Raw genomic sequence first — 26,128 nt, forward strand, 5'->3', positions numbered from 1 at the left:
CACAGCAAGGGTCCAGCAGCCGCTTCACGCCGCTTTTGCTTTTGCAGCCTGACCGGCGCCCGGAATGAGCGCCGCGTGCAAAACCGCGACCGCTGTTTCCGCTGATGTCCTTGGCACCGCAAATTGAACATCGACGTTGCGCGGCGTCTGGTGCGCCGCGATCACGTCGACACCTGCCTTGTGAAAAGCTGCAAGCCCGCGGCCGAGCGCCTGCACCCCGGACAGATCGCGCCCGATGGCTGAGACGATGGACAAAGCCCGCGCATCGACCTGGGCCGACGGGTAGACACGCTCCAGATCATTCACCACCCGCCGCACGGCCTTCAGCGATGCCTCGACATAGTGGGTGATGGTATTCGCGTTCGAGCTTTTGGAAACGATCCGGACGCTGTGGCGGCGCAAAGCCTCAAGCACAGTGGCATCATAGCCTTTGACGCCGACCATATCCTGCTCGAACAGCTCCAGCGCAATAACATCAAGGCTGGTCACGATTTCAACTTCCGGGACTTCGGCAGGCTGACCGTCGATGAGCGTGCCGGGGTCGGCAGGCTCGAAGGCATTGGTAACGCGCAGGGCAACGTTTGACTGGCGCAGGATCTTAGCGGCATTGGGGTGAATGGCTTCCATCCCCATATTCGACAGCTGGTCGGCAACATCATAGTTCGTGTGCCCCAGTTTGCGCACGGCATCCGCGCCCACCAGCGCCGGATCTGCAGAGGACAGATGGAACTCCTTGTGGATGATCGCCTCTTTTGCCCTGGTGAAGGCCGCGATGCTGGAAAAGGTAACCTCGGAATACCCTCGGTCATACTCCCGCATCAGGCCTTCGCGGCACTGGGCATAGCCGGTGACAACAGGCAGTTCCGAAGCCAGGTCGAGAGAGCTGAGGCCGCCGGCAATCCGCTCCTGGAGCGAGCATTCGCTTTCATCGCGCCAGCCGCTGAGGTCAATGAAACGGGCATTCACACCAGCGCGCTGCAGCATCAGGGTCGTGACAAATGCAGAATGCGCCTCGCCCAGCCCGGACAGCAGCTCGCGCACCAGCATCATCTGGCTCGACAGGCGAAAATGGCCGTAAGAGCAGAGGCGCCGCAAGTCGAACAGGCAACTGCGGGCCCCTTCAATGCGGTCGCGCACAAAGTCTTCAGCCAGCGCCCGGTCGGCCGGATTATCCAAAACGCCGTTGTGGACACCGGCCATCGCTTCCCCCACGCGGCTCAGCGCATCAAGCCAGCCATGATCGTTGTCGTCGTTGGCAAACAGGGCATAGACGCCTGGTTCCCCGGATTTCTTGTGCTCCAGCAGCAAGTTGGTGATCCCGCCAAAAGCGGAAACAACAAAGATCCGGTGATAGAGCGCGCTGCCGCAACGGTCAGCAATGATCAAAGTGTCACGCAGCTCCCGGATGCGGGACATCGACGTGCCGCCGATCTTCTCGACGGTATGTTCGGGAAAATTCACTGCCTATCCCCCGGCTGGCACCGGGGCCTCTTCAAGTGGTTTCGAGCGCGTAGGAGCCGTCTTCGCGGTGGACTTCGCTGCCGGTGACCGGCGGATTGAACACGCAGGCCATGACCAGCTCTTCCTCGGCACGCAGGGTGTGACGGTCATGCTTATCCAGCGCATACATGACGCCGGGCCGGATCAGATGGGTTTCGCCGGTTGCCAGATCGGTGATCGAGCCGGAGCCCTGCATGCAATAGACGCTTTCAAAGTGGTTCTTGTATTCGAACGTGTGTTCGGAACCGGCCTCAAGAAAGGTGATATGGAAGGAAAACCCCATTCCGTCCTGCGCCAGCAGCATCCGGACCGAAGACCATTTTGCGTCTGAAACAACGCGGTTGCGCTCACTTTTGACGATATCGTTATAGTCGCGAACAATCATGTCTTACTCCGCTGCGAATTTGCTTGAGTCCGTCACGCCGCGGATCGCGTCGCGCAGAATTTTCAGGCCCTTAAGGAAAGTCTCGTTGTCTGTCGTCAGCGGCGCCAGAACCTTCACCACCTGGTCCTCGCTGCCTGAGGTTTCGATGATCAAACCGTTCTCGAAAGCACACGCGCAAATGCTGGCGGCCAGCTCGCCTGAGCCCACGTCCAGGCCCTGCATCATGCCGCGCCCCTTCAGACAGGAACCAGGAAGCAGCTCGCTCATCTCCTCCAGGGCAGCTGTCAGGAGCCGGGATTTGGCCGCAACGTCCCTTTGGAAACGGTCGTCCGTCCAGAACTTGCGGATCGCAACCCGGGCCGTGACAAAAGCATGGGTGTTGCCGCGAAAAGTGCCGTTGTGTTCTGCCGGGCCGAAGATGTCGTGCTGCGGGCGCACCAGCATCAGCGCCATCGGCAGGCCAAAGCCCGACACCGATTTGGCCAGGGTTACGATGTCCGGCGTGATACCCATCTCCTCGAACGAGAAGAAGCCTCCGGTCCGGCCGCAGCCGGCCTGAATATCGTCAATGATCAGCAGCGCGCCGTGGTCCTTCGCCAGCGCGGCGATGCGCTGCACCCATTCGGGGCTGGCTGCATTCAGACCGCCTTCGCCCTGCACGGTTTCCAGCAAAATTGCAGCCGGGGCGTCCACACCGCTGGAGCGGTCGTTCAGCATGGCTTCAAGATAATCCGCCGTATCAGCGCCTCCGGGGAGATAGCCGTCATAGGGCATCCTGGTCACGCCGTTCAGCGCCAACCCGGCACCGCCGCGGTGATAACCGTTGCCGGTTGCCGCAAGAGCACCCATCGTGACGCCGTGAAAGCCGTTGGTAAAGGCAATGACATTGGTGCGGCCGGTCACCTTGCGGGCCAGCTTGAGCGCCGCTTCAATGGCATTGGCACCGGTCGGGCCGGTAAACATTACCTTGTGGTCCATGCTGCGCGGCCGCAGGATCTGCTGGTCGAAGGCCTCCAGAAAGGCAGCCTTTGCATCGGTATGCAGATCCAGGCCATGGGCAAGGCCGTCGGACGAGATATGTTCGATCAGGGCCGCCTTCATGTCCGGATCGTTATGCCCGTAGTTGAGCGAAGAGCAGCCAGCGAGAAAGTCGATGTACCGGCGCCCCTTGTCGTCCGTCAGTTCGGATCCGCTGGCACGGGTGAAGACCGTATCGAAGCCACGGCAATAGCTGCGCGTTTCGGACTCGCGGCGCTTGAAAATAGAAATCTCGGCTGACGTATCAGTCGGCATAGTGTGTCCTCTTGGAATTAAGCAGGTCAGAACGGGCAAGCGCCACATGGATGTAAACGCCCTCAGGCTGCCCTGCCGGGCGCCTCGGAGAAATCGATCGTGACCATGTGCTCGGTGCTCTGGCGGTCCCTGAAATGCCGGGCCTGAGTAAAGTAGGGCTGGCTCTTCAGCGGCGCGCTCCGGTTAGCTGCGAATGTGTGGAACAGCCCCCAGGACGCTCTGTTTTCTTGGGTGATGGTCGTTTGCAGCCGCTTGATGTTTTTGCAGGCATCGCGGCGCAGCAGGCCGTTCAGCATCAGCGAACCAAGCCCGGCACCACGGGCCTTTTCCGACACCGCAACCTGCCAGACAAACAGCGTTTCCGGATCGTCAGGCAAAACGTAGGCAGAAACCCAGCCAGCGATTTCGCCATCAATCTCAGCAACCACGCAAGTTTCGCGGAAATGGTCGCACTGGATCAGATTGCAGTACATCGAGTTTTCGTCGAGCGGTTTGCAGGCGCGCACCAGCTCCCAGATTTCAGCTCCGTCTTCGGCCGCAGGTTCGCGCAGCGCTGGTGTTGATTTCCGGAAAAACTCTAATGCATGCCGCATCTGTCTCGGCGCCTCCATTTAATTTGATTAGCTAAGTACCACCTCAAAGCACCCCCCTCAAGCGGTTGTCGCAAATTGCGGCAATGTGTCGTTTTTCTGCAAAACAAGGCACGCGAGCGTCGGCACATTCGACCTCTTGTGTTTCGCTTGTCAAAGCAAAACCGCGGTTCCGCTCGGCTTGATTATCGCTTCGGGCTCTGTCAGAAACTGAAGATGGACCGTATTGATGCCAGTCTGATAGCCCTGCGGCGGATTTTGCGCGCGACCGACATGTTCGGGCGCGAGCTTGCCCAATCAGTCGACCTGACGGCTCCGCAGTTCCGGGTTCTGCAAATCATCGCCGGAAATGAGAGCTGCACAGCCAAGGCGATTTCCCAGCAGATGCGGATCTCCCAAGCTACCGTGACCTCACTTGTCGACAAACTGGTGCGCAAGGAGATGGCTGTGCGTGAAAAATCGCTGGCAGACCGGCGTCAAACCAATATTTCCGTTACCGCAAAAGGCCGCCGGGCAATTACGGAAGCTCCGGACCCCCTTCAGCAGCGGTTCGTCCGTAAATTTGAAGCGATGGAAGATTGGGAGCAAGCGGGGCTGATTGCGGCGCTGGAGCGTGTCGCCGCCATGCTGGACGCGGAGGACATTGATGCGGCGCCGGTTTTGGATACAGGAGAATCCTTGACCACTTCGTGAACTGGATTTGCAGCATTTGCTGTACGGCTGGACATGCAGCAACGGTCAAGCTGAACCACACCTGGAGGGCTGTCCGCGGCGGCTGCTCAGCACAGCCGGAGCTGTCTTCGCGATACCATCCGCAGACTATTGATTGATATAGTACCGGTAATTCCGCCTGCCCCAGTCGGTGTAAAGGTCCGCCATGATCGTGCGGAACTGGCTTTCGGCCATAAGCGGCCGGATCGGTGCAGCCCCCCGGCCGCCGAACACGCTGACTGTGTCGCCGACTTGAATGCCGTCAGCTCCGGTCACATCAGCTACAATCGCATTCATGGAGATCTTGCCGATCACTGGCGCCAGAAAGCGCCCGCCCACAACAACGCTGCCATTCCGAGAAAGCCGCCTGAAACCGTTTTCGTACCCGATCGCAATACAGGCCAAGCGGCGGGCCCGGTTAAGGCGGTGCTCCCTGTCATAACCAACGGTTGACCCTTCAGGGTAGTCTTGCAGGCTCACCACGCGCGCTTCCAGGTCCATCGTGCTGCAAAAGCCCAGTTCCGGCTTCAATATCCCATACAGTATGGCACCGCAGCGATACATGTCTGTTTCAATTGCGGTCTCTGAAATCAGTGTCAGCGAACTGCCTGCGTGAACGACAACATCAGACCGTTCCAAATTGCTGTTTTCAAACACCCAGGAAACCTGCTGCTGGAACAGCCGGTTGCTTTGCTGCAGTTCGGGCCGGTCATTTGACGGAAAGTGAGTGCAGATCCCGCCAATGCGCTCCCCCAGGCAGTCCAGAATTTCGCGGCAAGTCTCCTTGCCGGCCTCCGTCGAGACTTCCAACCCATCGCGCGACATTCCTGCTGCGTTCAAAGAGAGATGCACACTGGCCTTGTACCGTCCGGCCTTTGCGCTGGCACGGATTTGCTGTGCGGCTCGGCGCGAGGCAACCTGTTCTTCGACCCGGTCCTCCAAAGCCCCCTCAATTTCCTGGGGCGCTGCCGCCCTAAGGCGGATGACAGCCCCTTTGAAGCCCGCCTGGCGCACGGCCCGCGCCTCGGAATTGCTGGTGATGCCAATACATTTGACACCCTGTTCTTGCACCAGGGGAACAACTTGCTGAATGCCGTGACCATAGGCGTCTGCTTTCAGCACGGCACAAAAGCGCCTGCCCTTCGGGACGAGACCCAGAGCAAGCTCAAGGTTTCTCGAAATGCGGTCGCGGTGAACTGTGCACCACGAGGCAGGGCAGATGTCCGGCATCTTCAGGCCTGCGACCGCCCGAGAAGTCTATCGGCAATCCCGCAAAACAAATCTGTCACAATCGGAAGGAGCGCATCGGGGAAATCATAATCCGGGTTGTGAAGCTGGGGATGCTCCTCACCGGATCCGACATAGAGCAAGGCCGCCTTGGCTCCGTCTTCTCCGAAGCGCCCGAAATCTTCGGACCAGCGCATCGGGACAGGCATGTCGCGGCAGGTCTGCCCCAGCGCTTGCGCCGCTTCTTGCGCGATTTCGGTGGCCTGTTCATCGTTCTCGACTGCGCGGAAAACATCGTGCCATCGTACCTCCGCTTTCAGGCCGACGGCGCTGCTTTCGACCTGTCTTCGCGCCTCGGCGATCAGGGTGTCCATCCGCTCATTCGTCATTGAGCGCAGCGTGACGCGCATCTCCCCGTCGGCTGGCGAAATACCGAAAGCAGGTTCGCCCAGTTTCACATGCGTCAGGGTGCTGAGCGCAAAACCGGCATCACCGATTACGCCCTGGCTGAGTGCCGGCAGCCCGGCCATCAGCTCCGCCATTGCATTGGCGGGCGAAATCCCGTCCTCGGGGGCTGCAGCATGCGAACTCTTTCCTTCCAGCAGAATCTGCATCCCTCGCGAAGCGCAATTGCCCGCCCCCGGCCGCAGGCCAATCTCGCCGAGCGGCCGGCCGGGCACATTATGGTAAGCAAAGGCAAAGTCCGGGCGGATTTCGGGCCAGCGCGGATCCTTGATCACCGCCTCGGCACCGGCACCGGTTTCTTCGGCCGGCTGAAACAGCACAATGACGCGCCCGGCGGCAGGGCGGCAGCCGGCCAGCCGCATCGCAACCCCCAGAACCGATACCATATGCCCGTCATGGCCGCACAAATGCCCCCTGCCCTCTACCTCCGACCTGTAAGGCAGATCCGAGATTTCGCGGATCGGCAGCCCGTCAAGCTCGCATCGGAACAGCACGGCGGGGCCGTCCTGCGCCCCGGTGAACTCTGCCGCAACACCATGACCGCCGAGGCCGCGCCAGATCCGGTCCGCCCCCAGCGCGGTCAGTTCGGCCGCGATGCGCTCAGCGGTTCCGGCCTCCTCACCGGAAATCTCGGGGCGGCGGTGCAACTCCTGGCGCAAAGCCGTCAGCTGGCTGATCTGTTCAGCAGAAAGAGCGGCCATCAGAACCTCCTTAGAAAATCTCGAACAACCCGGCGGCGCCCTGCCCGCCGCCGACACACATGGATACCACGCCCCACGTCACACCGCGGCGGCGGCCTTCCAGCAGGATGTGCCCCGCCATGCGGGCGCCGGACATGCCATAGGGGTGGCCGATGGAAATCGCGCCGCCATTCACGTTCAGCCGGTCATCGGGAATGCCCAGAGCATCGCGGCAATAGAGCAGCTGCGCGGCAAAGGCTTCGTTTATTTCCCATAGGCCGATCTGATCCATGCTGAGCCCGGCTCGCTCCAGCAGGCGCGGAATGGCCACTACCGGGCCGACGCCCATTTCTTCGGGAGCAACACCCGCGGCAGCAAAGCCGCGCAGGGCTCCCAATGGGGTCAGTCCCCGCTGGCGGGCCTCGCCGGCCTCCATCACCACCAAGGCCGCCGCGCCGTCGGAGAGCTGGCTCGCATTCCCTGCAGTCACGGTTTTCCCCGCGCCGCGCACCGGCGCCAGCCCCGCCAGCCCGGCAGAGGTAGTACCGGGGCGGTTGCATTCGTCTTGCACCAGCCGGACCCGTTCTTCACGGGTTTCCCCGCTCGCCTTGTCTGTGACAACCTTGACCGCGTCAACGGGCACGATTTCATCAGCAAACAGCCCGGCCTGCTGCGCCTTTGCAGTCCGGATCTGGCTTTGCAGCGCATAAGCGTCCTGTGCTTCTCGTGTCACGCCATAGCGGCCGGCCACCACTTCGGCGGTGTCCAGCATGGCCATATAATAACCGTCCCGAACATTCGGATCGCGATAGCGATGCCCGTTCCAATGCGCATTCTGAACCAAAGAGATGCTTTCGAGCCCACCGGCCAGCGCAATACTGACCTCTTCGCACCGCACCATGTGCGAGGCCATCGCGATGGCGTTCAGGCCCGAGGCGCACTGGCGGTCCACCGTGGCCCCGGCGACGCTGTCGGGCAGCCCGGCAGCCTGGGCAATATGGCGGGCGACGTTCACACCGGATGTGCCTTGCGTCAATGCCGAACCAAAAACGGCCTCTTCGACGTCACCGCCCTGCACTCCGGCGGCGGCGAGGGCTGCTGTGACTGCGGGCGCGGCCAGGCCCGGCGCCTCGAGATTGTTGAACGCACCGCGATAGGCTTTGCCTATCGGCGTGCGGGCGGTGGAAACGATGAAGGCGTCGCGCATGTGAAAGGTCCTCAGATCTCTTCGGTTCCGCACCAATCGGCGATGAACATGGCTGTGGCCCTGGTGACGCGGCGTACGCTTTCCAGGTCGACGCGTTCATTGAAACCGTGGATCGCTTCGGCGCGCGGGCCATAAACCAGCGCCGGAGTGTCCGCATAGAGGCCGAAAAAACGCGCATCGGTGGTGGCGGTGATCGCTTCGCGCGCCAGGGCCTCACCGGTGGCGGATTGGTGCGCCTGATCAAGCGCGGCAATCGCGGACGCGGCTTTGGCGGAACTGTCCTGCGACAGCGCGTACCCTTCGGCATGAAAGCCATGATAGACAATCTCGGGCAAGGCATTACGCAGGAAGTCATTTTCGCGCGCGGTATCCATAATCACCTGTTCGATCTCGGCCTTTGCGGCGTCGATGGACTGGCCAGGGAATATTGCCATTCGCACATCGAAAACGCACCAGGCGGGCACCGAGCTGGTCCAGTCGCCGCCTTCGATTTTGCCGACGTTCAGGTTAAGCGCGTGATCCATATGGGCGTAATCGGCCGGGCGGTTCCCGGCTGCGTTCCAGCGGTGCTCCATTTCATGCAGCGCCCGGATCAGCGGAAAGGCCGCCTCGATCGCGTTGGCTCCGCTGCCGGCATAGGCGACATGAGCCGGCAGGCCTTTGAGATGCACCTGAAACCAGATCACGCCCAGCTGCGCGGTGACCAGACGTTCGGAAAACGGCTCGGGGATCAAAGCCGCGTCAGCGGTATAGCCCCGCGCCAGGCAGGCCAGCGCGCCGTTGCCGGTGCACTCCTCCTCGACCACGGATTGGAAGAACACATCCGCGGCAGGGGCCAGCCCGCAGGCCCTGAGAGCGTCCAGCGCAAAGAGGTTCGAAGCCAGGCCCGCCTTCATATCCCCGCCGCCGCGGCCATAGAGCCAGCCTGCTTCCACACGCGGCTCGAACGGGGGGCTGTCCCACATGTCCAGCGGCCCGGCGGGCACCACGTCAATGTGCCCGTTCAGGATGAGCGAGCGGCCTGCAGGCGCCTGAGCGCGGTGAATGCCCACTACGTTGACGGCATCTTCATAAGGACCGAGCACCGGTGAGAACCCGGGCAAATGCCGGATCCCGGCAACGTCAATCTGCCAGCGGTCGACCTCATAACCGCGCGCGGCCAGTTCAGATGCCATGAAATCCTGTGCCGACTGCTCATTGCCCCGCGTCGACGGGTGCGCCGTCAGCTCGGACAGGAATCGGACTTGCCGGTCGAAACCAGCGTCTACGGTGTCACACAGCCGGTTTTTCAGATCATCTTGCATCATGAGCCTCAAAATGCTGGCAGGTCGGTATCAGGACGGATCAGCGGTGCGCCGGTGGCCTCGGCCACTTCAGCCGCGCTGACACCTTTTGCAGTTTCAGCCAGAACAAATCCCTGCGGCGACACATCAATCACTGCCAGATCGGTAAAAACCCGCGCCACACAGCCGCGGGCCGTCAGCGGCAGGGCGCATTCGGACTTCAGTTTGGGATTGCCGGCCCGGTCGGTATGCGTGGTCAGCACCACCACCCGCCGCGCTTTCTGCGCAAGCTCAATGCCGCCGCCTGCGCCGGGGCTGAACTTACCAGGGATTTTCCAGTTGGCCAGATCACCATTCGCGCCGACCTCGAACGCCCCCAGCATAGTCAGATCCAGGCGCCCGGAGCGCACCATCGCAAAGCTGGTGGCGCTGTCGAAAAAGGCCGATCCCGGCACGGTCGAGACATAGCCGCCCCCTGCGTCGATCAGATTGCGGTCCGCCTGTTCCGGCGGCACCGCCGGGCCGATGCCCGCCAGGCCGTTTTCGGTATGCAGGCATACCGGGAAATCAGCAGGCAGATGGTTGACGACCCGGGTCGGCAAGCCGATCCCGAGATTGACCACCATGCCCGGTGCAATCTCACGCGCGGCGCGGGCAATCATGCGTTCCTTAGCGCTGGACAACGGCGTACTCCTCCGACAGCTCACCCAATTCAGCCACGTGATCGACAAAAACTCCGGACGTATGAATTGCATCCGCCGCCAGCCCCCCCGGCGGAAGAAGGGTCTCGGCCTCAACAATCACGCAATCGGATGCCATCGCCATCAGCGGATTGAAATTCCGCGCTGTCGCGGCATAGGCAAGATTGCCGAAGGTATCCGCCCGGCCGGCATGGATCAGCGCCGCGTCCGCGCGCAGGGCGGTCTCGACCAAATGGGGCCGTCCTGCGATCTCGACCACCTGCTTTCCGGCCGCCAGCTCTGTGCCGATGCCAATATCGCTCAGCACCGCGCCGATCCCGGCGCCGCCCGCCCGGATGCGTTCGGCAAGAATGCCTTGCGCGTTGAATTCGACCTCGATCTTGCCTTCGTTCATCAGCGAAATCGCGTGGCTGTTCAGCCCCAGATGGGTGGTGATAAGCCGCGCCACCTGCCCGCTCTGCAACAGATGGTCGATTCCCATGCCGGGCTCGTTCGCGTCGTTCTTGATGAGCGTCAGGCGGCGCGCGCCGTGGGCAGCAAGAGCCCTGATCAGCGCCATTGGTGTGCCGGGCACACCAAAGCCGCCCACCATCACCGTGCTGCCATCCTTGATGCCGGCAATAGCGCTTTCGATTGTGCAGCTTTTGTCAGGCAGCCTCATGCGGCCTCCGCGATAGGCAGTCCCGCCTCGTTGGCAAATGCATCCAGAGCGTCCTGCAGGATCGCCATGATTTCACCGATCTGCGCTTCGGTGACAATCAGCGGCGGGGCAATCAGGAAATGGTCACCAGCGGTGCCGCCGCGGGTGCGCCGGGAATAAATGATCAGGCCGCGCTCATAAGCAAGTTCGACAAGCCGCGCATGAGCATCAAGGCTTGGCGGCAAGGGGGCCAGGGTTGCGCGGTCCGAGACAAGCTCGAAGGCCGTCAGAAGCCCTTTGCCGCGCACGTCGCCGATAAAGGGATAGCGGTTCATCAATGCACGCAGGCCTGCCATAAGGACCTCCCCCATCTTGGCAGCGTTCCCGATCAGCCCCTGATCTTCCAACTCTTCCAGAACGGCAAGCCCGGCGGAACAGGCAAGCGGATTCCCTGCATAGGTGAAGCCATGCAGGAAGCCGCCGGCGTCCAGAACCGGCTCCACCAGGCGCGCGCTGGCGACGATCGCCCCCAAGGGCGCGTAGCCTGCGCCGAAGCCCTTGGACAGGGCGACGATATCCGGGGTGATGCCCCAATGCTCGGCAGCCAGGAATTTGCCGGTCCGGCCGGCGCCTGTCATGACCTCGTCGTAGATCAGCAGAACACCGAACTCGTCGCAGATTTCGCGGACACGGCCATAGTAGCTGTCCGGCGCGACCAGGGCCCCGGTGGAGGCCCCGCCGACCGGCTCCATCAGAAAGGCCAGCACGTTTTCCGGCCCTTCTTCCAGGATCCGGTCCCGCAGCAGCTCCGCATATTTCAGCCCGCGCTCTTCTTCGCTCAGGTCATCGCGGTCGAGATAGGTCGCGGGCGCCGCCACCTTGGGCATGCCCTCCAGCATTGGTGCAAACGGTTCGCGCAGCGGGTCGTACCCTGTCAGATCCAGCGCGCCGAAGGTGCAGCCGTGATACGAGGGAAAGCGTGAAATCACCCTGTGGCGGCTGCTTTGGCCCTGGGTGACCGCGTATTGCCGGGCCAATTTCACAGCGCTTTCAACCGCTTCCGAACCGCCGGACACGAAAAACACCCGGTCCAGCCCTTCCGGCGTCATGGCGACGGTTTTTGCCGCCAGATCCTCTGATGGATGGGTGCGGAAATGCAGGCGGTAGCCAAAGGTGGCCTTGTCCATCTGTGCCTTCATCTTGGCCAAAACGCGCGGATTGGAATGGCCGATGTTCGACACCATCGCACCGGAGGAGCCGTCGATGTAGCGTTTACCAGTCTCATCGAACAGGTAGATGCCCTCGCCGTAATCCAGAAACGGGCGCGGTGTGCGGGACTGGTAGAACAGGCAGGAGTTTGCGTCGCTCACTTTGCACCCTCGATATGCTTGCGAAGAAATTCGCGTGTTCTTTCCTTGGCCGGGGTCTTCAGCACGATCTCCGGCGGGCCTTCTTCAACAACGACGCCTTTGTCCATGAACAGGACGCGATCGCAGACCGAGGCTGCAAAATCCATTTCGTGGGTCACGATGATCATCGTCATATGCTCTTCGGCGAGCCGCTTCATAACGAGGTTCACCTCTTCCACAAGTTCGGGGTCCAGCGCCGAAGTTGCTTCGTCGAACAGCATCAGCTTCGGCTTCATGGCCAGCGCCCGTGCGATCGCGACCCGCTGTTTTTGCCCGCCGGACAGCTGCGAGGGGTAGTAGTCGATCCGCTCCAGCATCCCCACTTTGTCCAGTTGCTCTTCGGCCAGCTTGTCGGCCTCCTGCTTGGACAGCCCCTTGAGCATTTTCGGCGCCATGGTGACGTTTTCGCGCGCGGTCATGTGCGGAAACAGGTTGAAGTGCTGAAACACCATGCCAACCTGCTGGCGCATCTCATTGATGTGCTTTTCATACTGGCGGTGGGGCAGCTTCCTGTTCACCTGCACCCCATCCAGCCAGATTTCGCCGCTGGTCAATGGGTCCAAGTCGTTGATCGCCCGCAATAGCGTGGATTTTCCGGACCCTGACGATCCGATGATGCCAACGATCTGCCCGCGTTTGACGGTCAGGCTGATGTCCTTGAGAACCTCAACCGGGCCAAAGGATTTCTGTGCGTGTCGTATTTCGACAAAGTCTGTCTGTTCAGGCATGAGCGGCCTCCTGAAATCAGCGGGAGATGGAGATGCGGCGTTCGATCCTGCGCTGCACCCATTCCATGCAAAGGTTGATGACGTAGTAGAACGCGGCAGCCAGGATGTAGAATTCGAACGGGCGGTACGTCTTGCCGATCACCCGCTGCGCCGAAAGCGTCAATTCGCTGACGCCGATCACCGACACCAGGGCGCTGTCTTTCAACAGGGCGATCATGTTGTTTCCGATCGGCGGGATCACGTCGCGCACCGCTTGCGGGATCACCACCTTGCGCAGGGCTTCACCACGGCTCAACCCCAAGGTGCGCGCGGCCTCCATCTGCCCTTTATCCACGGCAAGGATCGCGGTCTGAATCAATTCGGAATTGTAAACCGCAAAGTGCAGGCCCAGGCCGATGATCCCCGCCACGAACGCCGGCAGGTCGATGCCGATCTGCACCAGGCCAAAGTAGATCAGGAACAGCTGCAGCAGGAGCGGCGTCCCCATGAAGACCCATTCGATCAGGCGGAAAGGCAGGCGGATGATCCAGGGTGCAAAGAGCGCAATCACTGCAAAGACGATGCCACCGAAGAAGCTGAGGATCGCAGCAGCGGCGGTGATGCCGATGGTCCAGGCACAGCCCAGAAGTATCACATCCAAGTATTTGGGAATGATCGAAAAATCGAGGCCCATCTGACTTTCCTTTTTCCGATCAGGTGATTTGAACTTTGCGGTCAAGCCAGGCAACGCCCCGGCCAACCGCATAGATGATGATCATGTAGAGAACCCCGGCGAGAAGGAACATTTCGAACGGTTTGTAGGTCGAGCCGATATAACGCTGTGCGGTGTAAGTAAGCTCGATGACCGAGATCGCCGCCACCAGAGCCGTCGCCTTGACCAGCATATTCAGGTTAACCCCAAGCGGGCGCACCATCAGCCGCGCAGCTTGCGGCAGGATGACCTTGTAAGTCGCCTGCCAGCTGCTCAACCCCAGGGTACGGGCAGCTTCACGCTGGCCTCTGTCGATTGCGATGATCGCCCCGCGGATCGTTTCGGTCACATATGCCCCGGCGTTGATGCCCAATCCGATAACGCCCGCCTCGAAAGCGTCCAATTGGATGCCGATTTGCGGGCCGCCGAAATACAAGATGAATAACTGGATCAGCGCGGGCGTACCGCGGAACAGGCTGACATAGGCGGCACCAAGCAACCGCAGAACCGCAAAACGCGACAGACGGGCAGCAGCGCCCAGCGTTCCACAGGCCAGGCCTAGAATGGCAGTCAGCACCGACAGCAGAATGGTTGTCCAGGCCGCCTCCAGAAAAAACGGATAGACCTTGAGCATCAATTCAAAGTCCATGTTCCACTCCTCTGGTTAGACGGCGCGCCGGTACTGCGCCCGTTTGCGGCAGAAGAATTCCCTTGCTGGATAACATGCAAGTCCACACCTGTATTTTGGCTGAGATCGGCGTGTGCAATCCAGCCGCGGACAGCTGGTCCGTTCTGGCGGGAGCGCGCGATCCGTCATGCGGGATTGACGAAGCCCCTGCCGCGGCGCTGGGCAGCAGGGGGAAGGCTTGTCAGCGGATGTCCGCGCCAATCCACTTCTCGGCGATGGCAAGGTAGGTGCCGTCTTCCATCATGGAATCCAGCGCCTTTTGCATTTCCGCCGCCAGTTCCGGGCTACCCTCACGGATCGCTATGCCTGCCCCGAAAGGCTCGGTCGTCGGATCGCCGAACATTTCGAACTCCTGCCCCTTCTCCTTCATCGCAAGAATGGCAGCGATGGAGTCGTTGACGATGGCGTCAACACGTCCGTTTTCCAGCTCCAGCAGAAGCTCAGGCAGGCCTTTGTAGGTGTTGATGTCGTAGCCCTTGTCACGCGCCCAGTCCTCATGGGTTTCACCCAGGGTCAGGCCGACTTTCTTTCCTTCGAGATCCTCCAGCCCGGCAATGCCCGATCCCGGCTTGGAAAAGATGGCGCGCTTGTCCGAGTAGTATGGCCCAACAAAGTCGACAACTTCATCGCGCTCCTCGGTAATGGTCATCGATCCAACGATTGCATCGTATTTGTTGGCAAGCAGCCCGCCGATAATGCCATCCCATGCGGTGGTCACGATTTCCGCTTCCATCCCCATCCTCTTGGCAATCTCGGTGCCGATGGCCGGATCAAAGCCGACAACCTGGTTTTCGTCGTTCACAAAGTTGAACGGAGGGTATGCACCCGACATTGCGATGCGGATGACACCCTTTTCTTTCAAGGTGCCAAGCTCTTCTGCAGAAACAGTGTTCAATCCGGCCACTGCAAGGGCAGCTGCGGCAATCGCGGATTTCAGGACGGTTCGGCGGACAGTCATTTTTTTCTCCCTATTGAAACAGGCCGGGCTTTTCGCCCGTGCGCAGTGGCGGACGAGCCGCTTGAACAAAAGCTTGCACAACCGTCCTGTATTGCGCAAATAAATATATGCTACCTTCAATATAGGTGAAATCTATGAGCCTGCCGCATCAGCAGCGTTTCCCCTGGAACCTGGATTGGAACCTGCTGCGCACTTTCATGGTGGTCGCCGAGCAGCGCGGCATCTCTAAGGCCGCGGATTTTCTAGGGCTGAAACAGCCAACGGTGTCCGCGGCCCTGAAACGCCTTGAACAAACAACCGGCAAGACGCTTGTCATTCGCAAGCCGAATGAGTTCACCATAACCCGCTCGGGACAGGCGCTTTACACGGAATGCGCCAAAATTTTCGGCTCCGTCTCTCAGCTTCCATCTCTGCTTGACGCCGACAATACAGAGCTGCGCGGGCACCTCTCGATAGCCATCACCAGTTCTGTGATCTCTGAGCATTTCGAAGATTTTCTGAGCCGGTTCAGCGCGGCCCATCCGCACGTCACCTATTCCTTCTCTGTGCACGAAAGCGACGATGTCGAGACCATGATATCCCAAAACCGTGCCAGTTTCGGGATATGCCTGCTGTCAGCGCTTCCTCAAAACCTGGACACCATGGTCCTGTACCGGGAATACTTTGGCCTCTATTGCGGCGCACGCCACCCATTATTCGGCGCTCGGACCATCACCCCGGAGGACTTGGAGGGCGAACCGTTTGTAGCTTTTCAAACCGAAGCTGAAGGCGGCCCGCTTGAAGCCATTTCACGCCTGCGTGCCCGCATGGGCTTGGCCAATACCTGGCGCGGCGTGTCCTCAAGCTTGAATGAAATCCGCCGGATGATCATGGCGAATATCGGGATAGGCGCATTGCCCCTTCACGTGGCAAGCCAGGACGTCGCAGCCGGGCGCATCCGCCAGCTGCCGCCCTATGACGAGCTGCCGATGGTGAATATCTACCTGATTACCAACCCGGCGCGCCGCCAATCGGACGCAGAAACAGCGTTTCTGTCCGCTTGCGAGGCCGAAATATCCGCCATCGACATCAGGGAGAGGACATATGGATCAGACCGGTAGCCGACCCGAGGACGAAGCCGCTCCGCGGCAATGGCGCGGGTGGCTGGGGTTCAGCGATGATCTGACAGTGGTGCATTTGGGGAACGGCATTTCTGCCTGACGATTGAGGCCTTCTCGATCATCAGACAGAAGGTTCCCATGACAGGAGAGGGATCGAACCTGCTTCGAGTGGACGTGTCGCGTTTTAGTGCCGCCCCAGTTGCTCGTTTAGGCCACTTTCCGTTCGAAAGCGACCGGGCTTCTCCAGCCCAATGCTGAGTGCCGGCGTCGCGGATTGTAGAAGCCGTTGGTGTACTGGAAGATGGCCATCTCAGCCTGACGCCGTGTGTCCCATGACTGTCGCCAGATCAGTTCAGCTTTGATGGTCTTGAAGAACGTCTCGACCGCGGCATTGTCGTAACAATTACCCTTGCCGCTCATAGACACCTGGAAGCCATGCTGACGCAGGATTTTTTGATAGTCGTGTGAACAGTATTGCGACCCGCGATCTGTGTGATGAATGCAGCCCTTAGGCGGTGATCTGAAGGCGATAGCCATCTTCAGCGCCCGGATCGCCAAGTCCCGCTTCATGCGATTGCTGACGGCCCACCCAATGACACGCCGGGAATGCAGGTCCAGGATCACAGCAAGATACAACCATCCCTCACGCGTCCAGACATAGCTGATGTCACCCGCCCATTTCTGGTTTGGCAGGTCTGCTGTGAAGTTTCGATCCAGCAGATTGGGTGCGATGTTGAACTGGTGGTCGCTATCGGTCGTGGCCTTGTATTTGCGGGTTCGAACCACGGATATGCCATTCTGGCGCATCAAACGGCCCACACGGCGATGGCCAACATCCAGGCCGATCTCCTTAAGCTCTTCGGTCATTCTTGGCCGACCATAGCTGCCCAGGCTGAGACGTGACTGTTCTTTGATGTGCGCCAGTGTGACCATATCAGAGCGCTGCCTGCGACTGGCTGGCCGACTGCGGAAGGCCCGCAATCCGCGTGTGCTGACACCGACGACATCGCATAGGCGTTTGGCCGGGAACCTGTCTTGGTGCTCTTCGATGAACTTAAATCTCATTGCTTTAGGCCCGCGAAGAATTGGGCGGCCTTTTTTAGGATGTCCCTCTCCTCCTTGAGAATGCGCACCTCGCGCCGAAGGCGTTCATTCTCCTGAGCGAGGCTCAAATCCTCTTTCGACACCGCATCAGTGTCTCGATGTGCCGTGATCCATTTGTTCAGCGTCGACAGCCCAACACCTAAATCAGAAGCCACCTGCTTACGCGTAAGCCCGCTCGTTAATGCGATCCGCACAGCATCTTGGCGGAATTCATCCGTCCGCTTCAGTCCCATAGTTCATCTCCTTTGCTGCAATAAATGCTATCAAAGGAGCGGCATCAAACCGGGACAGGTCCACTGCCCGCATCGACAGTGGGCGTGCTTTACATGACCTACCCGGTTTTCACGCTGGTCATTGCCTGGGCTTTCTTCTCCGATGCACCTACGAAGCGCGCTTTGCTCGCCTCAGGCCTCATTGCGGTAGCGGCCATTATAGCAGGCTCGCCTGCATCGGTGCCCCTGCAGCACATTCCTATGCTTTTGCTGTCGTTGGCAGCCCCCTTCGGCTTTGGCTTCGGTATTTGTGATTTGGTCCACAGGCTGTCCCGCATCCCGCCGCTTGCACGCATTGCCTCCGTTTCCTTGGGATCGGTTCTTGGGCTTTTGCCGCTGATGGCGGGTGCGGACATCGCAGAGTTGCTCCCGGCGGGGCAGTCCGACTGGGTATTAATTGTCGGAATTGGTTTGATCACGGCACTTGTGCCGCAGCTCGTATACACGATCTGTTCGCCCCTGATCGGCGCTTCCCAAACTGCCGTCGTCGGAAGCATCGAATTACCGACGATGTTTGCGGTTGGAGTTATTGCATTTGATGAAGTGATCACAATGCACCAGGCCGTAGCCTGCACCCTGGTTTTGGGTGCGATAGCGATTACCAGGAGCCGGAAGACGCGTACTGTAACAACAGTTATTGCGAGAAAGCCCGAAAAATAAGTTCGGGCCCGAAACTGACCTCGGATGGGGTGCGGCACGTGCGCGATCGCGGTCGTTATGCGATGCAAGGACGGTCCTCACCTGCCATTTGTCAGGGTTCCCGTCGCCGCAGTGCGGCCTCCCCAATGCGGCCGTTCGCAACCAGGTACAGCATTTCTAAACAACCAATGCCTCGGCCGGGACGAAACACTCTTTGGCCACATGTAAACCAAGGCATTTCAGAGCAATCCATGCTACCTTTCCACGGGTAGCATTCTGGTAGCGGGTATTTGTGATGGGACGAGTGCGGCAAGGTTTGAGTGAAGCGCAGGCGCAAGCTTTGGAAGCAGCCTACAAGGCGGCGAAAACCTATCGCCAGGAACTGCCAAGGGCGCCTGCGCGGCCTGCATTGGGACTTGGCGAAGCTGCGAGCCGTTTTCTGAGCCCTCTTCCTGAAACGGGGGTGCCGGAAAGTGAGGTAATCGGGGACATCGTGCGGCGGTCTGAAGGCGGGCTGCACAAAATGGCGGGGCCGACCTTCTTCGGCTATGTCCTCGGCGCATCGCATCCCGTCGGTGTAGCTGCCGACATTCTGGTATCCGCCTGGGGCCAGAACGCGGGTTCATCTTTTGAAACACCAGCAATAACCGGAATGGAACGCGCTGTTTGCAACTGGGTTATCGAGTTGCTGTCACTGCCGTCCGAAAGCGGAGCCGGTCTTGTGACCGGCGGCACAGTGGCGAACATGGTTGGCGTCATGGCAGCACGCAATGCGCTGCTGGCTTCGCAAGGGTGGGATGTTGAAGCTGACGGGCTGTTTTCGGCACCCGAGATTCCCGTTTTGATCGGGCAAGACGCGCATTCTGCCCCATTCGCAGCCCTGCGTTATGCTGGCTTTGGCGCGAGCCGAACAAACATCGTCGCGACAGACGGCGAAGGCAGGATAAAGCCGGATGCTTTCCGGACTGCCCTGGACAGCTGCAGCGGTCCGCCGCTTGTTATCCTCCAGGCAGGTCAAATAAACACCGGCGCCTTTGATCCGTTTGCCGAGCTCATACCAATGGTGCGCGAGCGGAACGGCTGGGTTCATGTGGATGGTGCTTTCGGGCTCTGGCTCGCCGCCGTGCCTGAATTGGCTAACCGGTTGGAGGGGGTCGGTAAAGCAGACAGTTGGGCGATTGACCTGCACAAGTGGCTCAACGCGCCATTCGATGCAGGCATGGTCATCGTGCGCGACCGGGCGCCGCTTGTTGCATCGATGTCTGCCCGCGGCGCCTATCTCCCGGAAACAACAGAGCATTGGGAACCAAGTGATTCAACGCCGGAGCTATCCCGGCGTGCAAGAGGTGTCCCGAGCTATGCGCTACTTCGGCACCTTGGCCGGACGGGAGTTTGCGAACTGGTAGCACGCCATTGCCGCCTGGCGGAGCGAATTGCCCGAACGGTTTCGAACGAGCCCGGCCTGACAGTTCTGAACCAGATCCACAGCAATCAGGTCGCAATCTGCTGCGGCGAGGGGCCGGATGGCGACGATCTGACCATGCGGGTCCTGCAGCGCATTCAGGACAATGGAAAGGTATACCCCACCCATGGCGAATGGGCGGGCCGGAAGATCATTCGAGCCTCTGTTATCGGATACGGTATGAGGGAAGAGGATGCTGATCTTTTGTCATCCGAGATCATTGAAGCTTATCGTCTTTGTGCTGCTGGCGTTCCCTGAGTTGGCCAGAAGTTTTATTGCTGCAGTCAGGCATTAATGAGCTTCAGTGGGCTCGAATGGACCATTCGGTGTCACTCCTTCGACCCGCCTGGCACCCCCTGCGCAGCCGGGCCATAGTGGCCGTTTTCAAGCTCCTTTTATTGCCAGATCGGGAGCTTTTTCTCAAAGTTAGCACCACCTGCGAAGTTTAATGGCCGCCCCATGAATGAGGCGGCCGCTCCCGCATTACTTTCAATGGGTCAGAGAGCCTATCCGCGGCTCAGGATTTCCTCGCCGAGGATCTGCATGATTTTCTGTCCGGCCTCGCTGGCCCAATTGACCGCAAGTTCTGCAAGCAGCGCGCTGGTTGTGGTGAGCTCGACACCGCCTCGCTCCATTTTGCGGAACGCCATCTCATCCGTCAGCGCAGTGGGAGAACCGGAAGCATCGACAACTGCGGTCACGGCAAAGCCCTCTTCGGCGGCACTGATCGCAGGCGGGGCAAGACACACGTCAGTGGTTATGCCTGCCATGATGAAATGCCTGCGCCCGGTGTTGCGGCAGGCAGCGGCAAAGGCGCTGTCATCCCAGCAGTTCACCACGCCAGGGCGCTTGATCCGCGCGGCGAAGGCATCCGGCGCAATCTCTTCCAGCGCGGGCATCAGCGGCCCCTGCATGTTGTCTTCCATGCTGGAAGTCAGCACCAGCGGCATGCCAAGCGCCGCCGCCGTCCGCGCCAAGGCCCGGGTATTGGCTTCGATCAGATCGCGGTCAACGGACTTCGCCCAGTTCATGGTGCCAACCTGATGGTCGATCAGAACAGTGGCTGCGTTTTCGGGGGGCACTTTTTTGGAGGTCATGTTGATGTCCTTTCCTGGTTAAGAGATTTCGGATGCAGGCAGTTCGAAGATCAGGAGCTCAGCGCCGGCTGCAGCCTCAACCGCCACGTCCCCGGCACGGAGCAGTCCCAGCCCATCCCCTTTCCTGAGGGCGCGGCCGGCAGCAGTTGCCTCGCCTTCGATCATAAAGATGTAGAGGCTGCGGTCAGGGCTGGACGGGCTGAAGTTCAGCACGCTGCGGCGGTCGAAGCTGCCGTAACTCAGGCGCACCTCCTGCTGCACGACAAGTGAGCCACCGGCGCCGTCTGGCGACAGCACCAGCTGGAACCGGTTGCTGTGGTCCGCGGTTTCCAGCTCCTTGCTGGAATAAGCCGGCGCCAGGCCTCTGGCCCGCGGCTCGAACCAGATTTGCAGCGCACGCATCGGCTTCGTCCGCGAGTTGTTCACCTCGTTGTGCAGGATGCCTGTACCGGCGGTGATCAGCTGAAGGCCTTTCGACTTCACAGTACCGTTGTGAACGGGCACCACCGGATCGATATGCGACACCTCTCCGCTCACCATGAAGGTGACGACTTCGACATCCCGGTGCGGATGCAGGCCAAAGCCTTGGGCGTCCGGTGCAAGCGTGCCGTCGTCAATTGTGATCAGCGGGCCGAACCGCCGGCGCCCTTCTGCAAGGTGCGGCTTGAACGACAGATGCGCCTGCATGAAGCCGAAGTCCTTGAACTCACGGGTCGCGGCGGGGTGATAGACCATCTCTGTCTGCATTTCTCATCTCCTGGCCTGTTCGCTGAAATAGAATTTAGGGATCTCATTTGTTCTGGAAAATGACCCGTTTGTTAACTATCGTTCGGATTTATGAACGATAGATTCTATTCCTGCGCCAAGGCCCTGGTGGCCACTGTGCGCGCCGGGTCGATGAGCGCGGCAGCGGCGGAGCTGAACACCACGAAGTCGGCGATCAGCCAAAAGCTTGCGCTGTTTGAAGCCGAATTGGGGCTGGTCCTGCTGGACCGGTCTGGGCGGGCGGTGGCCCCGACCGCGGCTGGGCGCAGGATTTTCGAGATTTGCGTCGGCCCGGTGGATGCAGCGCTTGAGGCCGAGGCGCAGCTTGGCTTCGCCCGAAGCGGGAAGATTGCAGGGCGGGTGTCAGTCTCAGGACCCAACAGTCTTCTTTGCACCGCGCTTGTCCCGCTTCTGGCAAGCCTTCGGTCCCGCTACCCGGCTATCGAACTTGAATTGCATGCCGATGATTCAAAATCGGATTTTGCGGTAGAGGACATAGATCTGTCCTTCAGAACCGGTCCTGCAGACAAAGGGCGGTTTATTTCGGCTGCCCTGCCGTCCGCGCAGCGCGCGCCTCTTGCCAGCCCGGCCTTTGCAGAAAGGATGCCCCGTCTCTCCCGGCCTGCTGATTTGGCCAGGTTGCCCTGTGTATTGCGCACACAAGAATCCGGCAAATGGGCGTTTCGAAATATGGAAGGGCATCAGGAGATCATCGAGCCGACGATCGGCCTGCGCGTTAATTCGATGGAGCTTGCATTTGCGGCTGTCCTTGCGGGGCAAGGAGCAGCCCTGCTCCCGTCCTTACTGACAGAGGTGCATATTCAAGCTGGCAATCTCGTGCGCCTGGTCCCTGACTGGTCTGCCGATCCAGTGGCACTGACTTTGCTTTGCCGTCCTGAACGTTTGGCTGCTCCCCAGGTTGCGGCGGTACGGCGCCATATCCTGGATGCATGCGGCAACAGCGGCTTCCTGGGGGGAGAGCTTCAATACGAGAAAGTCTAACAGCTAACCAAAGCCCGGTTTGGCACCGTGGCGATTAGGCCTGCCTCCCTACAAGTCAGCGAAGGAGAACGGCCCGAACCTGCCAATTGCTGAAGTTCCTTACGCCGCTGTGCAGCGTCTCCAAAACGGACTTTGCTGCTGCTTGCCGCGAGACCCGGGTCAGTGCCCAAACTTACCGATGCGCGTAAGGCAAACACCAAGTCAAGTTGCCCCCGTACGAGGCCAACTTTCACCAATTTTGCCCGACAGCGCCTTATGGAGCAGCCAAAGCACCGGCAGGCTGCTGCTGTGTGATGCAGCCGATACCGCCGCCATCGAGCGCGATAAAGGTGCTGTCCACGCCCACGATTCTGCGGCCGGGGAACAGCTCTTCCAATTCGGCGCACGCCTGTTCGTCATCTGCTCCTCCAATCATCGGGGTGATCAACGCACTATTGACGGCGTAGGCATTCACATAGGGCACCGGCATGGGCTCCCCATGGGCAGGATCGGTGTAGGGCAAGCGCGGCATCTCGATCACTTCGAGCTTGCGCCCCTTTGCGTCCGTTGCGTCTTTGAGGCGGCGCAGGTTTTCCTGGCACAGTTCATAGTTCGGGTTCGACGGATCTGTCACCGTCTGGGCCAGCACAACACCGGGCGCGAGGTATTCCACCACGTTGTCGGCATGACCGTCGGTGCCGGCGTCCTCGACCAGCCCCAGCCCCAGCCAGATAACCTTCTCAATGCCGAGGTAATCCCGCAGCATCCCTTCGAGATCGTCCCGCGACACACCGTTATACCGGTCGGCATTGCGCATCACCTGTTCGGTGGTGATCAGCGTGCCTTCGCCGTCGACAGTGATGCCGCCGCCCTCGCAAATGAACGGCGCATGATAGAGCCTGATGCCGAGATGGTCGGTAAGGTGTTCGGCAACGCGCATGTCTTTGTCGCAGGCGTATTTTCCGCCCCAGCCGTTAAACTGGAATTGGACCAGTGCGACTTCGCCGTCATCGTTCTTGACGAAGATCCAGCCGCTGTCGCGCAGCCAGGCGTCGTTGATCGGGATTTCCAGGATCTCGGCATTGCTGCAGCCGGCAAGCTCGGCCCGCGCGCCGGCCGCGTCACTGGGGTCGGCGATCACTGTCACCGGTTCAAATTCCGCCACCGCGCGGACGACACCGGCATATTCCACCCGGGTCCGCACCAGGTCACTTCGGTAGTTCAGCTCGGTCGGCCAGCCGATGTAGGTACGGGCGTGGGGTGCAAACCGGGCAGGCATACGGAAACCGTCAGCGTAGGGTGTTTTTACCATGGATCTCTCATGTGGTGGCAGGGTTGCGGCGGCGCTGGCGCCGCCATTGGGTGATCTGCGGGCGGATCAGAAACCGGCTTTGATCCGCTCGAATTCCTTCAGCATCTTCGCGGCCATCTCGTTGGAGACGCGGAAACCGAACAGGCTTTCAGCCATGAAGCCTTCGGGGTCGGAATAGCCGTAAGCTCTCACAGCCTCCTGATCGGCGATCCCATAGGAACCAGCGTTGGCGTGTGCATAGCCCCAAGCCTCGATCAGGTACTTTCCGCTCTCGGCATCCGACAGCGCGTTCAGGAAGTCATACACGTCCTCATCGCTGCCTTCGCCGTCCTTGAGATGCACATAGCCGCAAGCCCAGCTGGCAACGCCCACTTCAGGGTCACGCACCATTTTCACCGGAACATTATCGAAGATCAGCGCCAGTTCGGTCGCATTCCAGGCCCAGGCGGCGTGGATCTCTCCTGACTTGATGGCCGCATCCAACTGCCCTTGATCGCTCCAGTAGAAACGCACGTTTTTATGGACTGCCCGCAGGAAGTCCGACGCCTCCTGGAATTTCTCATCCGTCATTTCGCTCCAGTCGTTGACGCCAACAGCCAGCGCTGCAAACCCGTAGGCATCTTCGACCACGTCCGGCAGTGAAACCTTGCCGGCCAGCGCCGGGTCCGCCAGCATCTTCAGGTCGATATCGCCTGCGACGAGATCTGTCCGGTAGACGAGACCGGTATTTCCCCAATCAAAAGGCACCATCCAGACTTGGCCGTCCGACGACACTTCCGGCAGTTGAGCCAATGTGGGAAGCAGTTCGCCCCAGGCATCCAAGCGCGCGGTGTCAATCGGCTTGATCAGGTCGGCAGCGCGCATCTTACCGATCAACCCACTGCAGGGATGGGCCAGATCGGCCTTGAAACCGGAACGCAGCTTGTTGAAGCCCTCGTGGTCATCCGCAAAAAACGAGAAGTCGGGGGCGCTTCCATGTTTTTCGACATAGGCGTTAAAGAAGCCTGGATCGTCGTAGCCGGACCAGTCAAACACGGTGATCTGGCCTGCACTGGCGCCAAAGGCGGCCAGCGCTCCCAGGGCCAGCCCGGCAGAAAGAGATTTGATCTTCATGAGTATTCCTCCTCTCAGGACATTCAGTTCATTTCTGGGGAAGGGCGACGGCCGCACCGCCGCGAAAGCCTGACCACACGGCATCACCAATCTCAAAATGGTCAGCCCGTTCGAAATTTGTCACCGAGGCGATCAGCGGATCAGTCCGGCCCTCAAGCTCCAGGTAGTAGTGGATTGTTTCGCCATAGAAGGCCCGGTCGATCACGCGCGCTGGAACGGCCACATCGGCCCCTTCAGGGCGGCCGCTGCCGATATGAACGCGCTCGGGCCGCAGGCCGATCGTGACTGCGGCTCCAATGCCATCCGAAACGCCATGCGCATCGACCGAAAGCTGCCCGAACCGAGGCAATTCAACTTCAAGCCGATTGCCGCCATTGGCCTTGATACTGCCATCGAAGAAGTTCATTCCGCCGATGAAATCCGCGACCTGTTTGGTGTTGGGCTTCTGATAGAGCTCGTGCGGCGTGGCAACCTGTGCGAGCTTGCCCTCGAACATCACGCCGCAGCGGTCCGAGATCGTCATCGCCTCATGCTGGTCATGGGTTACCATCAGGAAGGTGATCCCAACCGAGCGCTGTAATGCCCGCAGCTCCATCTGCATCTGTTCGCGCAGCTTCTTGTCGAGCGCCGACATCGGCTCGTCCAGCAGCAGGACCTTGGGTTCCAGTACCAGGGCCCGGGCCAGGGCCACCCGCTGGCGCTGGCCGCCGGACAGCTCATGCGCGCCGCGCCGGCCCAGCCCCTCCAGGCCGACCTTGGCCAGCATGTCTTCCGCCCTGGCCCGCTTTTCTGATCGACTCAGACCGGAGCGCGCCAGGCCGAAGATGATGTTCTCCTCGACGTTCAAATGCGGAAAGATGGCGTAGCTCTGAAAGACCATATTCGTTGGCCGGTGGTTGGCATCAATCCCGGCCATAGGCAGACCGCCGATGGAGATGGTGCCTTCCGACGGTTCCTCGAAGCCTGCGATCATTCTGAGCAGCGTGGACTTGCCGCAGCCCGAGGGGCCGAGAAGAGAGAAGAACTCCCCCTCCTTCAGCTGCAGGTTCACGTTCCTGACAGCCTGGAAGCTTCCGAAGGACTTGCTGACATTGGCGATATTGACGGCGATCTTATGGTCCATGCCG

The 26,128-nt window shown here is 60.2% G+C and carries 26 protein-coding genes; 5 read left to right on the plus strand and 21 right to left on the minus strand.

The features are described 5' to 3' along the window. Positions 1 to 24: 24 nt before the first annotated feature. The 4 genes from ACTRWG_RS02880 to ectA form a co-directional block, all read right to left on the minus strand. Positions 25 to 1,461 (minus strand): aspartate kinase, encoded by a 1,437-nt coding sequence (locus ACTRWG_RS02880; RefSeq protein WP_027234942.1) that lies wholly within the window; start codon positions 1,459 to 1,461, stop codon positions 25 to 27. A gap of 31 nt (positions 1,462 to 1,492) precedes the next feature. Next, positions 1,493 to 1,885, minus strand: coding sequence for an ectoine synthase (locus ACTRWG_RS02885; protein ID WP_027234943.1), 393 nt, complete (start codon positions 1,883 to 1,885; stop codon positions 1,493 to 1,495). 3 nt (positions 1,886 to 1,888) lie between these two features. Continuing rightward, complete coding sequence (gene ectB / locus ACTRWG_RS02890; RefSeq protein WP_027234944.1) at positions 1,889 to 3,178, minus strand: diaminobutyrate--2-oxoglutarate transaminase; 1,290 nt, start codon at positions 3,176 to 3,178, stop codon at positions 1,889 to 1,891. A gap of 62 nt (positions 3,179 to 3,240) precedes the next feature. Then, positions 3,241 to 3,789 carry a diaminobutyrate acetyltransferase gene (ectA, locus tag ACTRWG_RS02895; protein ID WP_245597339.1) on the minus strand — a complete coding sequence of 183 codons (549 nt, stop codon included), beginning with the start codon at positions 3,787 to 3,789 and terminating at the stop codon, positions 3,241 to 3,243. A 195-nt stretch (positions 3,790 to 3,984) separates the two neighbouring features. On the opposite strand from ectA, the gene ACTRWG_RS02900 reads away from it, so the two are divergent. Next, positions 3,985 to 4,461, plus strand: coding sequence for a MarR family winged helix-turn-helix transcriptional regulator (locus ACTRWG_RS02900; protein ID WP_027234946.1), 477 nt, complete (start codon positions 3,985 to 3,987; stop codon positions 4,459 to 4,461). Positions 4,462 to 4,587: 126 nt separating this feature from the next. Here ACTRWG_RS02900 and ACTRWG_RS02905 read toward each other — a convergent pair whose 3' ends face one another. The 11 genes from ACTRWG_RS02905 to ACTRWG_RS02955 all read right to left on the minus strand — a co-directional run bounded on the left by ACTRWG_RS02905 (position 4,588) and on the right by ACTRWG_RS02955 (position 15,156). After that, on the minus strand, positions 4,588 to 5,709 hold the full coding sequence (locus ACTRWG_RS02905) for an alanine racemase (RefSeq protein WP_036797179.1): 1,122 nt from the start codon (positions 5,707 to 5,709) through the stop codon (positions 4,588 to 4,590). Between the two features lie 2 nt (positions 5,710 to 5,711). Then, positions 5,712 to 6,872 carry an amidohydrolase gene (locus ACTRWG_RS02910; RefSeq protein ID WP_036797181.1) on the minus strand — a complete coding sequence of 387 codons (1,161 nt, stop codon included), beginning with the start codon at positions 6,870 to 6,872 and terminating at the stop codon, positions 5,712 to 5,714. Between the two features lie 10 nt (positions 6,873 to 6,882). Then, positions 6,883 to 8,058, minus strand: coding sequence for a thiolase family protein (locus tag ACTRWG_RS02915; RefSeq protein ID WP_027234949.1), 1,176 nt, complete (start codon positions 8,056 to 8,058; stop codon positions 6,883 to 6,885). An 11-nt stretch (positions 8,059 to 8,069) separates the two neighbouring features. Beyond that, positions 8,070 to 9,365: an ArgE/DapE family deacylase gene (locus ACTRWG_RS02920; protein ID WP_322786335.1), complete on the minus strand. Its 1,296-nt coding sequence runs from the start codon at positions 9,363 to 9,365 to the stop codon at positions 8,070 to 8,072. Between the two features lie 5 nt (positions 9,366 to 9,370). Beyond that, a complete protein-coding gene (locus ACTRWG_RS02925; RefSeq protein ID WP_027234951.1) occupies positions 9,371 to 10,024 on the minus strand; it encodes a 3-oxoacid CoA-transferase subunit B in 654 nt (217 codons plus the stop codon). Next, the gene (locus ACTRWG_RS02930) at positions 10,011 to 10,703 is read right to left on the minus strand and encodes a CoA transferase subunit A (protein ID WP_027234952.1); all 693 of its coding nucleotides are present in this window, start codon (positions 10,701 to 10,703) and stop codon (positions 10,011 to 10,013) included. Before ACTRWG_RS02930 ends, ACTRWG_RS02925 begins: the two co-directional genes overlap by 14 nt. Continuing rightward, positions 10,700 to 12,052 carry an aminotransferase family protein gene (locus ACTRWG_RS02935; protein ID WP_027234953.1) on the minus strand — a complete coding sequence of 451 codons (1,353 nt, stop codon included), beginning with the start codon at positions 12,050 to 12,052 and terminating at the stop codon, positions 10,700 to 10,702. The genes ACTRWG_RS02930 and ACTRWG_RS02935 overlap by 4 nt, the downstream gene beginning before the upstream one ends. After that, on the minus strand, positions 12,049 to 12,819 hold the full coding sequence (locus tag ACTRWG_RS02940; protein WP_027234954.1) for an amino acid ABC transporter ATP-binding protein: 771 nt from the start codon (positions 12,817 to 12,819) through the stop codon (positions 12,049 to 12,051). Before ACTRWG_RS02940 ends, ACTRWG_RS02935 begins: the two co-directional genes overlap by 4 nt. A gap of 16 nt (positions 12,820 to 12,835) precedes the next feature. Beyond that, positions 12,836 to 13,492, minus strand: a complete 657-nt coding sequence (locus ACTRWG_RS02945; protein ID WP_027234955.1) for an amino acid ABC transporter permease — start codon at positions 13,490 to 13,492, stop codon at positions 12,836 to 12,838. A gap of 19 nt (positions 13,493 to 13,511) precedes the next feature. Further along, positions 13,512 to 14,159 carry an amino acid ABC transporter permease gene (locus tag ACTRWG_RS02950; RefSeq protein ID WP_027234956.1) on the minus strand — a complete coding sequence of 216 codons (648 nt, stop codon included), beginning with the start codon at positions 14,157 to 14,159 and terminating at the stop codon, positions 13,512 to 13,514. 220 nt (positions 14,160 to 14,379) lie between these two features. After that, positions 14,380 to 15,156, minus strand: a complete 777-nt coding sequence (locus ACTRWG_RS02955; RefSeq protein WP_027234957.1) for a transporter substrate-binding domain-containing protein — start codon at positions 15,154 to 15,156, stop codon at positions 14,380 to 14,382. A gap of 134 nt (positions 15,157 to 15,290) precedes the next feature. Between ACTRWG_RS02955 and ACTRWG_RS02960 the strand changes: the two genes are divergently transcribed. Beyond that, positions 15,291 to 16,256, plus strand: a complete 966-nt coding sequence (locus ACTRWG_RS02960) for a LysR family transcriptional regulator (protein WP_027234958.1) — start codon at positions 15,291 to 15,293, stop codon at positions 16,254 to 16,256. A 207-nt stretch (positions 16,257 to 16,463) separates the two neighbouring features. On the opposite strand, the gene ACTRWG_RS02965 is transcribed toward ACTRWG_RS02960, so the two are convergent. Then, positions 16,464 to 17,593 (minus strand): IS3 family transposase gene (locus ACTRWG_RS02965; protein ID WP_462828933.1). Its coding sequence is split into 2 segments (ribosomal slippage): positions 16,464 to 17,347 and positions 17,347 to 17,593, totalling 1,131 coding nucleotides; the frame shifts between segments, so codons are not numbered across the junction. Between the two features lie 93 nt (positions 17,594 to 17,686). Between ACTRWG_RS02965 and ACTRWG_RS02970 the strand changes: the two genes are divergently transcribed. Together ACTRWG_RS02970 and ACTRWG_RS02975 are read left to right on the plus strand one after the other, a co-directional pair. Then, a complete protein-coding gene (locus tag ACTRWG_RS02970) occupies positions 17,687 to 18,292 on the plus strand; it encodes a DMT family transporter (protein WP_245597340.1) in 606 nt (201 codons plus the stop codon). A 274-nt stretch (positions 18,293 to 18,566) separates the two neighbouring features. Then, a complete protein-coding gene (locus ACTRWG_RS02975; protein WP_084299504.1) occupies positions 18,567 to 19,991 on the plus strand; it encodes a pyridoxal phosphate-dependent decarboxylase family protein in 1,425 nt (474 codons plus the stop codon). Positions 19,992 to 20,239: 248 nt separating this feature from the next. Here the strand turns inward: ACTRWG_RS02975 and ACTRWG_RS02980 are convergent, their stop codons facing one another. Together ACTRWG_RS02980 and ACTRWG_RS02985 are read right to left on the minus strand one after the other, a co-directional pair. Further along, on the minus strand, positions 20,240 to 20,830 hold the full coding sequence (locus ACTRWG_RS02980) for an isochorismatase family protein (RefSeq protein ID WP_027234962.1): 591 nt from the start codon (positions 20,828 to 20,830) through the stop codon (positions 20,240 to 20,242). 18 nt (positions 20,831 to 20,848) lie between these two features. Continuing rightward, positions 20,849 to 21,577: a pirin family protein gene (locus ACTRWG_RS02985; protein ID WP_027234963.1), complete on the minus strand. Its 729-nt coding sequence runs from the start codon at positions 21,575 to 21,577 to the stop codon at positions 20,849 to 20,851. 90 nt (positions 21,578 to 21,667) lie between these two features. Between ACTRWG_RS02985 and ACTRWG_RS02990 the strand changes: the two genes are divergently transcribed. Next, positions 21,668 to 22,597, plus strand: coding sequence for a LysR family transcriptional regulator (locus tag ACTRWG_RS02990; RefSeq protein WP_027234964.1), 930 nt, complete (start codon positions 21,668 to 21,670; stop codon positions 22,595 to 22,597). A gap of 253 nt (positions 22,598 to 22,850) precedes the next feature. On the opposite strand, the gene ACTRWG_RS02995 is transcribed toward ACTRWG_RS02990, so the two are convergent. The 3 genes from ACTRWG_RS02995 to ACTRWG_RS03005 form a co-directional block, all read right to left on the minus strand. After that, positions 22,851 to 23,888: an agmatine deiminase family protein gene (locus ACTRWG_RS02995; RefSeq protein ID WP_027234965.1), complete on the minus strand. Its 1,038-nt coding sequence runs from the start codon at positions 23,886 to 23,888 to the stop codon at positions 22,851 to 22,853. Between the two features lie 66 nt (positions 23,889 to 23,954). Then, complete coding sequence (locus ACTRWG_RS03000; RefSeq protein WP_027234966.1) at positions 23,955 to 25,001, minus strand: extracellular solute-binding protein; 1,047 nt, start codon at positions 24,999 to 25,001, stop codon at positions 23,955 to 23,957. 28 nt (positions 25,002 to 25,029) lie between these two features. Further along, positions 25,030 to 26,124: an ABC transporter ATP-binding protein gene (locus ACTRWG_RS03005; protein ID WP_027234967.1), complete on the minus strand. Its 1,095-nt coding sequence runs from the start codon at positions 26,122 to 26,124 to the stop codon at positions 25,030 to 25,032. Between the last annotated feature and the right edge of the window lie 4 nt (positions 26,125 to 26,128).

Source organism: Leisingera sp. G5_S3_59_S7 (genome assembly GCF_054968485.1).